Annotated in this window: 12 protein-coding genes; 6 read left to right on the top strand and 6 right to left on the bottom strand. The window is 67.5% G+C overall.

Going from position 1 to position 12,578, the window contains the following annotated elements:
• Positions 1 to 4 precede the first annotated feature (4 nt).
• The 4 genes from ACF8NF_RS18595 to ACF8NF_RS18580 all read right to left on the bottom strand — a co-directional run bounded on the left by ACF8NF_RS18595 (position 5) and on the right by ACF8NF_RS18580 (position 4,488).
• Positions 5 to 1,069, bottom strand: a complete 1,065-nt coding sequence (locus tag ACF8NF_RS18595) for a hypothetical protein (protein WP_016449203.1) — start codon at positions 1,067 to 1,069, stop codon at positions 5 to 7.
• Between the two features lie 86 nt (positions 1,070 to 1,155).
• Positions 1,156 to 2,466, bottom strand: a complete 1,311-nt coding sequence (gene egtB / locus ACF8NF_RS18590; protein WP_203400603.1) for an ergothioneine biosynthesis protein EgtB — start codon at positions 2,464 to 2,466, stop codon at positions 1,156 to 1,158.
• A complete protein-coding gene (gene egtD, locus ACF8NF_RS18585) occupies positions 2,453 to 3,511 on the bottom strand; it encodes an L-histidine N(alpha)-methyltransferase (protein WP_043790104.1) in 1,059 nt (352 codons plus the stop codon). The genes egtB and egtD overlap by 14 nt, the downstream gene beginning before the upstream one ends.
• Positions 3,512 to 3,873: 362 nt before the next feature.
• Positions 3,874 to 4,488 carry an OmpW family protein gene (locus ACF8NF_RS18580; protein ID WP_016449200.1) on the bottom strand — a complete coding sequence of 205 codons (615 nt, stop codon included), beginning with the start codon at positions 4,486 to 4,488 and terminating at the stop codon, positions 3,874 to 3,876.
• A gap of 230 nt (positions 4,489 to 4,718) precedes the next feature.
• Here ACF8NF_RS18580 and ACF8NF_RS18575 point away from each other — a divergent pair, with 230 nt between their 5' ends.
• The 5 genes from ACF8NF_RS18575 to ACF8NF_RS18555 all read left to right on the top strand — a co-directional run bounded on the left by ACF8NF_RS18575 (position 4,719) and on the right by ACF8NF_RS18555 (position 11,383).
• The gene (locus ACF8NF_RS18575) at positions 4,719 to 5,234 is read left to right on the top strand and encodes a sigma-70 family RNA polymerase sigma factor (protein ID WP_016449199.1); all 516 of its coding nucleotides are present in this window, start codon (positions 4,719 to 4,721) and stop codon (positions 5,232 to 5,234) included.
• On the top strand, positions 5,231 to 6,268 hold the full coding sequence (locus ACF8NF_RS18570) for a FecR domain-containing protein (RefSeq protein ID WP_016449198.1): 1,038 nt from the start codon (positions 5,231 to 5,233) through the stop codon (positions 6,266 to 6,268). Before ACF8NF_RS18575 ends, ACF8NF_RS18570 begins: the two co-directional genes overlap by 4 nt.
• A gap of 102 nt (positions 6,269 to 6,370) precedes the next feature.
• Positions 6,371 to 8,842 carry a TonB-dependent siderophore receptor gene (locus ACF8NF_RS18565; protein WP_016449197.1) on the top strand — a complete coding sequence of 824 codons (2,472 nt, stop codon included), beginning with the start codon at positions 6,371 to 6,373 and terminating at the stop codon, positions 8,840 to 8,842.
• A gap of 279 nt (positions 8,843 to 9,121) precedes the next feature.
• Complete coding sequence (locus ACF8NF_RS18560; RefSeq protein WP_343739499.1) at positions 9,122 to 10,645, top strand: hypothetical protein; 1,524 nt, start codon at positions 9,122 to 9,124, stop codon at positions 10,643 to 10,645.
• Between the two features lie 117 nt (positions 10,646 to 10,762).
• Positions 10,763 to 11,383 (top strand): glutathione S-transferase family protein, encoded by a 621-nt coding sequence (locus ACF8NF_RS18555; RefSeq protein ID WP_016449195.1) that lies wholly within the window; start codon positions 10,763 to 10,765, stop codon positions 11,381 to 11,383.
• Between the two features lie 36 nt (positions 11,384 to 11,419).
• On the opposite strand, the gene ACF8NF_RS18550 is transcribed toward ACF8NF_RS18555, so the two are convergent.
• Positions 11,420 to 11,755 carry a type II toxin-antitoxin system YafQ family toxin gene (locus tag ACF8NF_RS18550; RefSeq protein ID WP_141834648.1) on the bottom strand — a complete coding sequence of 112 codons (336 nt, stop codon included), beginning with the start codon at positions 11,753 to 11,755 and terminating at the stop codon, positions 11,420 to 11,422.
• Positions 11,755 to 12,051, bottom strand: a complete 297-nt coding sequence (locus ACF8NF_RS18545; RefSeq protein WP_043790100.1) for a type II toxin-antitoxin system RelB/DinJ family antitoxin — start codon at positions 12,049 to 12,051, stop codon at positions 11,755 to 11,757. The genes ACF8NF_RS18550 and ACF8NF_RS18545 overlap by 1 nt, the downstream gene beginning before the upstream one ends.
• A gap of 262 nt (positions 12,052 to 12,313) precedes the next feature.
• Here ACF8NF_RS18545 and ACF8NF_RS18540 point away from each other — a divergent pair, with 262 nt between their 5' ends.
• Complete coding sequence (locus tag ACF8NF_RS18540) at positions 12,314 to 12,568, top strand: hypothetical protein (protein WP_016451380.1); 255 nt, start codon at positions 12,314 to 12,316, stop codon at positions 12,566 to 12,568.
• Positions 12,569 to 12,578: the final 10 nt, after the last annotated feature.

Here is a 12,578-nt window from a genome sequence, read left to right as displayed (position 1 = left end):
GCCCTCAGCGCCTGCGCGAGCGCTCGCGCAGTTCCTGCGAGGAATAGAAGATCAGCGGGTCCGGCGTGCGCTGCGGATTGGCGCAGGGCTCGATGGCATGGCCGCGCGGCGGGGCGCAGCGGGCCAGGTCACGCAGCTGGGCCTGGGTTCGTTCGGCATGGCGCGCGGCGGTCTCTCCTTCGGAGGGGCGGCTGCCGGGCACGATCAGGCGCAGCTCCATCTTGCGGATGGCCGGCTCCACGGCGTAGGTGCCCTGGAACTGCAGCACCACGCGGCGCTCGGGCAGGTCCACCGTGGCCAGCACGGCACGCATGGGCACGGGAATCATCGCTCCCGACTGGTAGCGCACCAGCACGAAGGGCGCAAAGGGCTTGGGCAGCTTCAGCGCCAGCGTCTGGCCCTTGCCGTTTCCATTGCCGTTACGCGCATCGGCACGCACACGCAGCTGTCCGCCATCGGGCAGATAGCGGTCCAGCCGCCAGCCGGTGGCCACGCGCTGCGCGCCCACACAGGGCGCGTAGTAGTACTCGGTGGGGTCGGCATCCTTGCCCGTGTACAGCATCTGGGCGCCTTCATGCTCGGTCAGCGTCTTGATGGCCGCATCGGCGCCATCCGCCTGGGCGCCGACCAGCGTGCCGCCGCGCACGAACACGCCCGTATACGGGAACCAGGTGGTGCGCTGGTTGGCCACGGCGCCATAGGGCTTGCATTCGGTGGACATGCTCTGGTCCTGCATGTCGGCATGCGGGGCCACGGGCTCGCCGCCCTGGCCGCCGCCCTGGTCGGCCAGGGTCAGGCGGCCATCGGACTCGATGGTGAAGGTGGCCTTGGCCACCATGGAGTAGTAGCGGCCGGCTGCGTCTTCGCCGATCAGCAGCAGGCTGGGCAGGGGCGTGAGGTTGGCCACCTCGGGCTCGGCGCGCGGCGTGTCGGCCGGGGCCTGGGCAGGCACCTGGGGCCGGGGCTGCTCCTGTGGCTGGCTGGGCGCCGGAGCCTGGGGCGGCGCAGTGGCGCAGCCGGCAAGGACCAGGGACAGCGGCATGGCAAGAACAAGCGAACGCAACAACATGGAACTCCCTCGGATCATTGAGGCCGACGATGCTACTGCATGCACCGGCGGGCGGCGCAATGCATGGGGATGCGGCAGGGGCAGGCTCAAGCCGGATCCCGCGCCAGCCGCAGGCCGGTCATCTGCCAGCGCGCCTGCGTGGGAAAGAAATTGCGGTAGCTGGCGCGCACATGGCCTGGCGGCGTGAGGCAGGAGCCGCCCCGCAGCACATACTGGTTGACCATGAACTTGCCGTTGTATTCACCCACGGCGCCCTCCGCGATCTGGAAGCCCGGGTAGGCGCCGTAGGCGGACTGGGTCCATTCCCAGACCTCGCCCAGCGCAAGGCTGCCGGGCTGCATGGCGCGCGGGTGCACGGGGCCGGGAGGCTCGTCGTGCTCGGGGCGCTGCGCCATGGGCGCGGCAAAGGCCGCCTCCCATTCCGCCTCGGTAGGCAAGCGCGCGCCGGCCCAGCGCGCATAGGCGTCGGCCTCGAAAAACGAGATGTGGCAGACGGGGCGGCGCCCGTCCAGCGCCAGCGCGCCATGCAGGCTGAACTCCTGCCACGTGCCGTCCGATGCGCCATCCAACGCGCCGCCTGCATTGCGCCGCCAGTACCAGGGATGCTCCAGTTGCTGCGCGCAGCGCCAGTCCCAGCCTTCGGCCAGCCACCACTGCGGCTGGGCATAGCCGCCGTCCTCGACGAAGCGCAGGAACTCGGCATTGCTCACGGGCCGCTGCGCGATCTCGCAGCCTTGCACAAACACCTCGTGGCGCGGGCGCTCGTTGTCGAACGCAAAGCCCTCGCCGCCATGGCCCACGGCATGCATGCCACGCGGCACGGTCTGCCACTGCAGCGGGGCAGGCGTTCCATCTGCCGGCCCAGGCGCAGGCATGCCCTCTTCCTGCTCTCGATAGGCAGGCCACAGCGGGTGGCACGACAGCAGGTGCTTGATGTCGGTCAGCAGCAGTTCCTGGTGCTGCTGCTCATGCTGCAGGCCCAGCTCCAGCAACGCGGCCAGACGCGCAGGCGGCTGCGTGCCCCAGTCCTCGAACATCTGCAGCATGCGCTGGTCCACCGCCTCGCGGTAGGCCAGCACCCGCGCCAGCGAGGGCCGGGTCAGCAGCCCGCGCTGGGCACGCGGATGCCGCGCACCCACCTGCTGGTAGTAGGAGTTGAACAGCACGCGGAAGTCGGGATCGAAGGGCGGCACGCCGGGCGCGTGCTCGGCCAGGACAAAGGTCTCGAAGAACCAGGTGGTATGCGCCAGATGCCATTTGGCAGGGCTGGCATCGGGCATGGACTGTACGCAGGCATCCTCGGCAGACAAGGGGGCGGCCAGCAGCACGGTGGTCTGGCGCACGGCCTCGTAGCGCTGCACCCAGCGGAAGACGGCGGGCATTTCACGCATGGGCATGGATCACGGCAAACCACTGGCGCTCATCGGTCCAGACCTGGCAGGCCCCGAAACCCGCACAGGCCAGCATGTCCAGGAAGTCGGGCAGCGGGTATTTGTAGCTGTTCTCGGTGTGTATGGTCTCGCCGGCCGCGAAGTGCCGCAGCCCCTGGGGCCAGCCCACGATCAGCGGGCGCCGCGCGCGCAGGTGCATTTCGATGCGCGAGTGCTCGGTGTTGAAGAAGGCCACATGTTCCCAGTCGCTCTCGTTGAAGTCACTGCCCAGAAGGTGGTTCACATGGCTGAGCAGGTTGAGGTTGAAGCGCGCCGTCACGCCCTGGGCATCGTCATAGGCAGGCTCCAGCCACTGTATGGGTTTGGGCAGGTCTATGCCGATCAGCAGCCCACCGTCGTCGCTGAGCAGGGCCCGCATCTGGCCCAGCATGCGCTGGGCCTGTTCAGGGTCGAAGTTGCCTATGGACGAGCCCGGGTAGAACAGCAGCCGGCCGGCCTGCGGGATATAGGGCGGCAGGGCCAGCGGCTCGGTGATGTCGGCCGTGACGGCATGGGCCTGCAGCTGCGGAAACTCCTCGGCCAGGCGCCGCACGGACTGGCGCAGGAAGGCGCCCGCAATGTCCACGCCCACGAAGTGCCGTGGACGCAGGCTGCGGCACAGGCCGCGCACCTTTTCGCAGTTGCCGGCACCCAGCTCGATCAGCACCTCGCTGCCGCGCAGGGCCTCGGCCATGGCCGGACCGGAGTCGGCCAGGATGGCAGCCTCGGTGCGCGTGGGGTAGTACTCGGGCAGCCGCGTGATCTGCTCGAACAGGTCGCAGCCGCGTGAGTCATAGAGAAACTTGGGCGAGACCCGGGCCTGCGGCTGCATCAGCCCGTGCTGCAATTCGGCCAGGGTTGCTCGCAGGGCGCTGTCTGCCAGCTCCGGCGCAGCCTCTCTCCTGCCACCTTCGGCCGGTGTGCGCGGGGCCGAAGGCAGGGGCAGGGGCACGCGCTGGGCGCGCGACGCCAATGGAGGGGAAGACACGGAATGATCGTGGGCATACAGCATGGTGGGGGCCTCGCGTTGTGCGCCGACCGCCTCAGCATGGTGAATGCCGCGCCCCCGCCTTGCAGCGGGGAGCGGTCGCCAAGGGGGCGGGCAGCCAGAATGAAGCCTGCAAACTGGCGTCCCGCCTCGCAAGGCGCGCGCCGACAGGCCGAGGCACCAGCCTAGGCGCCCGCCCCGGGCACGCGGGTAGGACAGTTTCCAGCGAGCGTGTCTTTTTCATGACCTGCAGATCTGGTGCGCTGCAGCATGCCGGACGAAAAAAATCCGGTATGCCGCGAACGGCATACCGGACCAAGTACCCATCCTTGCCTCACTACGCGCTGCCGGATGAAGCAGCGCGTGCCTCGCTCATGATCCGAAGATCAGAAGCGATAGCCCAGTCCCACGCCAACCAGCACGGGGTTCACCTTGAAGGTGCCCACCTTGGTGCCGCCAGCGCGCACGTCCGTCTCGATGAAGACCTTCTTCACGTCGAAATTCAGCGACCAGTTCTTGTCCAGCGCATAGTCGAAGCCGATCTGCAGCGCGCCGCCAAAACTGTTCTTCTTGATGGAGGGGTTCAGCGCGGCCTGCACGGCGGGATCGAAGTTCACGCTGGAAAAGCGCGTGAAGTTGACACCGGCGCCCACGTAGGGCTTGAACGCGCCGAAATTGGTGAAGTGGTATTGCGCCAGCAGCGTGGGCGGCAGGTGCTTGAGGCTGCCGATCTGACCCAGGCCGTTGGCACGCAGGTCATGCTTTTGCGGGTAGGTCAGCACCAGCTCGGCCGCGATGTTGGGCGTGAAGAAGTAGGACACGTCCAGCTCGGGCATCCACTTGTCATTGATCGACAGGCCCAGGCCCGTGCTGTCCTTGTTGACGCTGTCCAGGTGGACGGCGCGCACGCGCACCATCCAGGGGCCTTCGGCCTGCTGCGCAAAGGCGGCACCCGACGACAGGGCGCAAACGGCAGCAACGGCGAGCAGAGTTCTTTTCATGATGGAGAGTCTTGGAGTAGCCCGGGGCAAATCCCGTAGCTGTATTGCAGCAGGGGCAGGCAAGGCCGGTCTTGTCCTAGCTCAAATCCGAAGGTGGGCGCCGTCGCATGGCCGGATCGCGTTGGATGCATGCAACGCCATGCGCGGCAGGCCAGTTGCGGCCAGGCTGCAGCCATTGCTCAAATAGAATGCGAATCATTATCAAATCCGCTTTCCCAGGAACCCGCTCCATGGCCGCCGCGCCTTCGCACCCCGATATCGCCCTGCTCTACAGCGACCACCACGGCTGGCTGGTGGGCTGGCTCAGGCGCAGGCTGGGCAATCCCTGCGATGCGGCCGACCTGGCCCAGGACACCTTCATTCGCGTGCTGGGCAAGCCCCAGTCCCTGCATGGCGTGCGCGAGCCGCGCGCCTGGCTCACCACCATCGCCCACGGCCTGGTCGTGGACCACACACGCCGCGCCGCGCTGGAGCGCGCCTGCCTGGACGCCATCGCCAGCCTGCCCGAGCCGCTGGCGCCCTCGGCCGAGGAGCGCCATCTGCTGATCGAATCCCTGGTGCGCATGGACAACCTGCTGGCCGGCCTGCCGCCCAAGGCCCGCAGCGCCTTTCTGCTCTCCCGCCTGGAAGGCCTGAGCTACCCGGAAATCGCCCTGCAGCTGGGCGTGTGCCTGAGCTCCGTCGAGAAATACATGGCCACCGCCATACGCCACTGCCTTGCCCTGCGCAGGGAACTGACGGCGTGAGCACAGACCAGGCCCCCCAGGCGCTGGAACAGGCCATTGCCTGGGCCGTGCGGCTGGCCTCCGGCACGGCCACCGATGCCGACCGCGCCGCCTGCCAGGCATGGCGCAGCAGCCACGCCGCGCACGAACAGGCCTGGCAACAGGTCCAGGCTGTCGAGGCCCAGTTCGCCCTGCCCGCCGGCCAGGCGGGACTGGCCCACGGCGTGCTGCGGTCCGCCGGCCCAGGGCCGGCGCGAGGCCGGCGCGCAAGCCTGCAGCGGCTGCTGTTCCTGGGCCCCGCTGCCCTGCTGCTGGGATCCATGGCTTGGCGCTGGGCTGCACCGCGCGAGCAGATCGCGCTGGAAACGGCCATTGGTGAGCGCCGCAGTACCCTGCTGGCCGACGGCAGCCGCCTGCACCTGGCACCGGACACGCTGGTGCAGGTGGATTTCACCTTGCTGCGCCGCGTGGTCCGCCTGGCACGCGGAGAGATCTTCATCGACACCGGCAGCGACCCGCGCTCCCTCGCGGGCCGACGCTCCTTCTGGGTGGAAACGCCGCTGGCCCGCTTCGAGGCCCTGGGCACCAGCTTCGGCGTGCGCCACGAAAAACACCCGGACACGGCCACGCGCCTGTACGTCACCGAGGGCCGCGTGGCCATCCATGTCAGGGCGCTGGACGGCACTGCGCCAGACCTCCTCGACGCCATCGTCGCCACCTCCGGCGAAACCCATGTGCTGCACGCCGGCCAGCACCGCCCTGTGCGCCTGCCCGACGAAGGCCTGGTGCCCGACGCATGGACCGACGGCGTACTGGTCGCCCGCCGCATGCGCCTGGACGCCTTCGTGACCGAGCTGTCACGCCAGACCGGCATGCCCATGGAATGCGCCGACGACGTGGCTGCCCTGCGTGTTTCAGGCGTATTCCAGCTGGACGGGCCGGATCCGGCGGGTCGTGCGCTGGCCGCCATTGCCCGCACGCTGCCTGTGCGTGTGGAGCGCGGACAAGGTGCAGCCAGCGGTGCCCGCAGCGCCATGCGCCTGGTCAAAGCCTGAGCCGGAATTTTTTCAGGCAGTCATTACGGGTTTCACACCGCCCGTTCGGCATAGGAGCAAAGACATCGCTTTTTCCTTTGCCGCTTCTCAAGGACTGCCTCCATGCCCAGCCTGCCCAGCACCCGCCGCGCCGCCCATCCACCCTCGTGCACACGCCCCACGGCGCTGGCTGCACAGGCCTTGATGCTGGGCCTGTTGATCACGCTGGGCCTGCCCATGACCGCCCTGGCCCAGAGCCCGAGCTCCGCCCCGGATGCCAGATCCATCCGGTTCGACCTGCCGGCCGGTGAACTGGAGACCAGCCTGCACAGCCTCGCGCGCCAGGCAGGCATCACCCTCTCGTTCGATCCAGCCCTGGTCCAGGGCCGACAGTCGGCGGCGCTGAGCGGTACGCGCGGCGTGCACGAAGGGCTTGCCGCCCTGCTCGCCCCGCACCAGCTGCAGGCCACGCGCACGGCCGAAGGCGGCTGGGCCGTGCACCGTGCGCGGCCCGGGGCCGCGGCCGAGCATGCGCTGCCCACCGTGAACGTGCTGGCCGATGCCGAGCATGAAAGCGCCTGGGGCGCCGTGCCCGGCTACGGGCCGCGCCGCAGCGCCTCGGCCATGAAGATGGATGTGCCGCTGCTGGAGACGCCGCAGCAGGTCAGCATCATCGGCGAGGCCCAGATCCGCGACCAGGCCATCTCCAGCGTGGCCGAAGCCGTGCGCTACAGCGCGGGCGTGCGTCCCATGGACTACGGCATCACCGATGACGACGTGGCCGTGCGCGGTTTCTATCTGACCGGCACGGGCCTGTACCGGGACGGCATGCGCATGGTCCACAACGGCTTCATGACCAACCTGGAGCCGTATGGACTGGAGCGGCTGGAAGTCGTGCACGGCCCGGCCTCGGTGCTGTACGGCCAGTCCGCGCCCGGCGGCCTGATCAATGCCGTCACCAAGCGCCCGCGCGCCGGCATGCAGCGCGAAGTGGGCGTGGAATTCGGCAGCCACGACCGGCGCCAGCTCACGGCCGACATCGGTGGCGCCATCAATGAACAGGGCACGGCGCTGGCACGGCTGACCGTGCTCAAGCGCGAATCGGGCACGCAGTGGAACGGCCTGCGCGCCGACCGCAGCTACATCGCCCCCTCCTTCACACTGCTGGGCGAGCGCACCAGCCTCACCGTGCTGGCGCAGTACCAGGAGGACGAAACCGGCTTCGTCATCCCCTACTACCGCCAGACGCCTGCGGGCTGGTCGGCCACGGACATCAACGTCAGCGGACCGGGATCTGGCCACCACAAGCGCAACGCCAGCGTGGGCTGGCTGCTGGAGCACCGGCTGAACGACCAGCTCACGCTGCGCAACAACCTGCGCTACCTGGACGGCCGCAACGACCGGCGCGAGATGCGCAACCGGGGCCTGACGGCCGACCAGCGCGGCATGGCACGCCTGGCCATGGTGCGGCCCGACGCCGAACAGACCTGGGTCATGGACACGCAGATCGAAGGCCGCCACCGGACGGGTGCCGTCTCGCACCAGTGGGCCGTGGGCTTCGACTACTACCGCTCCAGGCTCGACTGGCGCATCTACTCGCTCAACGGCGCCGTGGCGCCGCTGGACCTGGTCAACCCCATCCACATCGCGCCGAACTGGAATGACAACTACCTCAGCGACCGCGCGCTGGCCCGCACGCACCAGGCGGGCCTGTACGTGCAGGACCAGATCAAGTTCGGCGAGCGCTGGGTGCTCAGCGCCGGCCTGCGCCGCGACAGCGCACGCATAGACACCGACTACGACGCGCGCGCCGCAGCCAACGCGCCCTTCGCCATCACCACCGTGCGCCGCACCGACAGCGCCGTCACCGGACGACTGGGCCTGATCTACCTGGCGCCCAGCGGCCTGGCTCCCTATGTGTCCTTCAACAACTCCTTCCAGCCGCCGCTGACCACGGTCACGGCCACCGACGCCAACGGCAGGCCCTACGAGCCCGAGACTGCGCGCCAGTTCGAGGCCGGCCTGCGCTACGCGCCGCCGTCGACCGGCTACACGCTCAGCGCCGCCGTGTTCGACCTGCGCAAGCGCAATGTGCGCACGCCATCCACACTCAACCCGCGCTTCGACGTGCAGACCGGCGAAGTGCGCAACCGGGGGCTGGAGCTGCAGGCCCAGGGCGAGATCGGCGGCGGCTTCTCGGCCATTGCGGCCTATACCTACCTCGACTCCAGGGTCACGCGCAGCAACAACGCCATCGAGATCGGCGCGCGCCCCGGCGCCACGCCGCGCCATGCCGCATCGCTGTGGGGCAAGTACCAGCGCGGCGCCCTGGAGCTGGGCCTGGGCCTGCGCCACATCAGCGCCACGCCTGGCGAGCTGCCCATGGACGGCGTGAAGACCCCCATGAACGACGCCTACACGCTGTGGGACGCCATGGCCGCCTACACCACCGGCCCGTGGCGCTTCTCGGTCAACCTCAGCAACCTCACCGACAGGCAGTACCGCACGCAATGCAACACCTTCCGTGGCGGCGCGCAATTCTGCGCGCTGGGCTTCGGGCGTGAGGTGCGTGTGGCTGCGGCCTATCGGTTCTGAGTGCCGCCATTGCTGCCCGCCAGGGCGGGAGCAATGCAGGCCCCGCTCTTGGAACAACGCCTGGCGGACAGCAACAGACCGCCCACTCGGCATGCATCTGCAGCACGCTCGGTGCAGCTTCCATCCGGCACAGCGCATCGCGGACCTGCTCGTCTGGATCGGATGGCGTTGCACCGCCGCAGCTGCATTGGTTCAGCCGCGCACCACGCCATCGACTTGACATTTCGCCCAGTCCACACCGCGCTCTGCTGGCGACAATCAGGTCTTTGAAAGGCGCGCATGCACTACGGCAAATCCCAGGCCATTGGAGACAAGAGCATCTTCATCATCGACACCGCCATGAGCGTGGTCGATGGCCGGCTCTACTACGAGTACTGCAACAAGGGGGACAGCACAACGTCCTTTCTGCGCGCCGTTGATGTGGCCACCGGCAACGTGCTCTGGGACCACCGCATGCGCGAGAGCGAGGGCATGTCGTGGTTCGTGGACGAGCGGCATCTGATGCTCTGCGACCAGGTGCTTGATGCCCGCACCGGCGAATGCCTGTTCGACTTCCATGCCGTGCCGGGCATGCAGGCCAGGCATTGGCCCGTTCCCGTGGAGCTGGACGCGCATCGCTGGCTCGTCGCGATGGAGGAGAGCAGTCCCGAGGGCCGCTATCTGCTGCTGGACCGTCGCACCTGGCAGGGCAGCACGCTGGCGCTGGGCCTGCAGGGTGCGTTTGTGCTGGAGGGGGCGGTCTACGGCTGGATCGTCCACCCTGAGCGCTCGGAGCTGCGGCGCTGGCATGAAACAGACGGGCACACCGAGCATGTGCTGTGGGTGGACAGTGCCCGCGACCTGTACTCGCCCGCCATTGCAGGCGCGTGGGCCGTGTTCGGCCCCGGCAGCAGAGACCACGTGGACATCGATGCACCCTGGCTTCGCATCCATCCTTGCAGCGGCGAAGTCCTGGCCATCACACCTCCCGTTCAACCTGACGATGAGCGCCGGCATGTGCATGCCCAGCGGGCAGCGCATCGTGACGGCGTGGTCTATTTCTGCTTTGCACGCCAGGGCATGTATGGCTATGACATTCGCAGCAACCGTTTCGGACCGTGCCTGTCGCCTACCCATGTCAGCGCGCCGCAATGCCATGCCGGCGTCCTCTATGGAATACAGGACAGGCACGAGGACGGCATGGAGCGGGCCTATCTTGTCGCCGTGGACCCGGACACCGGCGCCCCGCTTTGGGAAACCCCGTGCAGCAGCCGCAACTACAGGCATCTGAGCGTGAGCGAATGCGGTGTCTTTCTAGGCATTGCGGGCGGCAAAATCCAGCACCTTCCGCCAGCGGGCCGCAGGCGCAGCACCCCAACGGCAGAGCCTGCCAAACGCGCCGAAAGCGCCAAAAGCGCCAAGGCAGCCACCGGGCCGGTACGCACCGTGCCGCCCGAGTCTCCCTATGCACACATGCTGGACGACATGCCCACGCTGCTCGATGCCCTGCAGGCGCGCGCCTGCGCGCAGAGCCCGAATAGCACCCTCACGGCCGTGGCCGTCTCCAAGCCCTGGGCCATGGTGGCCTGCATCGAATATGGCGAGGACCCCGACTTCCCCCATCTGCGCCTGCTGGATCTGCAGACCGATGCCTGGATCGCGCTCGACTGCAACGACCTGATCGACGCCCCCATGATTGAAGGCATCACGTTCGTGGATGGCCAGGACGGGAAGCTGGACCTGCTACTGCATGACGGCGGCCGCCACACCATCCACATTGACCTGCCCGCACGCACCGTGCGCTGGAATGCCGAGCAGGCATAGGACAAGACAACGATGCCGCTTGCACGACCGTGCAATCCGCACTAAGTTGGAGGGCCGGTCCGGCCATCGGCGCCGACGGCAGAATCTGCCCGTATCCCACTCCTACCCGTCTCTTTCATGACCACCCTCAAGCTCTACTACGCTCCCGGCACCTGCGCCCTGGCCGCCCGCATCGCCCTGATCGAGGCCAATGCGCCCCATGAAGTCGTCAAGCTCGATTTCTCCAAGGGCGAGCAGCGCAGCCCCGAATACCTGGCCATCAATCCCAAGGGCCGCGTGCCCGCCCTGGTGACCGAGCGCGGCGTGCTCACCGAAACGCCGGCCCTGCTCGCCTATATTGCCCGGCGCTTTCCCGAAGCCCGGCTTGCCCCGCTGGACGATGCCTATGCCTTCGCCCACATGCAGGAGTTCCACGGCTACCTGTCCTCCACCGTGCACGTGGCCCACGCCCACGGCCGGCGCGCAGGCCGCTGGGCCGATGACGAGGCGGCCATTGCCTCCATGCAGCGCAAGGTGGCAGCCAACATGGCCGAATGCTTTGGCGTGATAGAGCGCCATTACCTGGGCGACGCGCCCTGGGTGCTGGGCTCCGACTATTCCGTGGCCGACGCCTATCTGTTCACCATTGCCGGCTGGCTGGAGGGCGACGGCGTGGACATCGCCGGCTTCCCCAAGGTGCAGGCGCACTTCAAGCGCATGGGCGAGCGCGCTGCCGTGCGCGGGGCGCTGGGGAGCTGAGAGGGAGAGGCTGCCCGCGGCCTGCGATGGCCGCGCTCAGCCAAACAGATCGCTGTGGGTTCCAAGGCGCTTGAAGATGACGATCTCCATGTCCTTGGCTTCGGGATGCGGATCAATGCGATAGATCAGCAGGAAGTCCCCTCCCAGATGGATATCCCGATCGCCCGCGTCCCATTCATCGTCGGCGATCAAGGCGTGATCGCTCCACTGCGCCGCCAGCACCTGCTGCGCCGTGTGGGCAATGAGCAGGCCGCCGACCTGGTTCACCAGTGTCATGTCGTAGCGGCCTGATGCCGCCATGCGCTGGTAGTCCTTCTTGAAGGTCTTGGTGTACGCGATGGTGCGCAGCCTGTAGCCCTTCTTGCCGGCCATCAGGCTTCATCCCTTTCCATGGCCTGCAGCATGGCTTCAACAGAGGCATGTCCAGGTTCACCGCCTCTGGCGATTTCTCTCGCCTCCAAAGTGGCCTGCCGGTTTGTCTCTCTACGCAGCCGCATCGCCTGCACCTGCTCCGCCGTCAGCCGCAGGTCAAAGGGAATCCCGTTGTGCAGCACAACGCCCTGCAGAAACATGCGCACGGCGGCGTTCACATCCATGCCCAGCGTAGAAAGTATGTCGGCAGCGCTGTCGTAGATCTTGTCATCTACGGTAGTACGGATGATGGTCATTTTTTGCTCCTTTGAGGTCACTTGCCGACATATTCTAGGCAATCTCAAATCAACTGTTGCTGCAACCTTCCACACGCATTCACTTGCAAAAACAAAAAACCAGACAGCCATTCGTAAATTTCCCTTGGCAGTCCACCAAGCCCCGGGCCTCTACCGCCGCCCCCAAGCCTTGCCTACAGTCGCCAGGACAGGCAGGGGCGTTGCGCAAGGCGGCGCCTTTTCGCCATTCCAGAAACGACGGATTCAGACGACAGGGTGGAGCATGCAAAGACAAGCCAGGGTGATTGCCATCAACAACCAGACAGGGCTCATCGGTCTGCAGCCGGAGGGAGAGGACAGCTGCGTGCTGGCGCAGCAGCTCGATACCCGCCCCGTGAATACGGGCCAGATGCTGTCAGGGGAGATGGACAGCGTGGGCATGGAGACGTTTGTGAACGCGCAGACGCAGGACCGCATCGAGGTCTTTGTCGAGGCCTACGGGCTGTCTGCGGAGGCCGTGGAGCTGGCGATGCGCTGAGTGGGCCGGC

It is taken from the genome of Delftia sp. WSY_22, assembly GCF_043104185.1.
GTDB lineage: Bacteria > Pseudomonadota > Gammaproteobacteria > Burkholderiales > Burkholderiaceae_C > Comamonas > Comamonas tsuruhatensis.
This window is presented reverse-complemented; position numbering and strand designations above follow the sequence as displayed.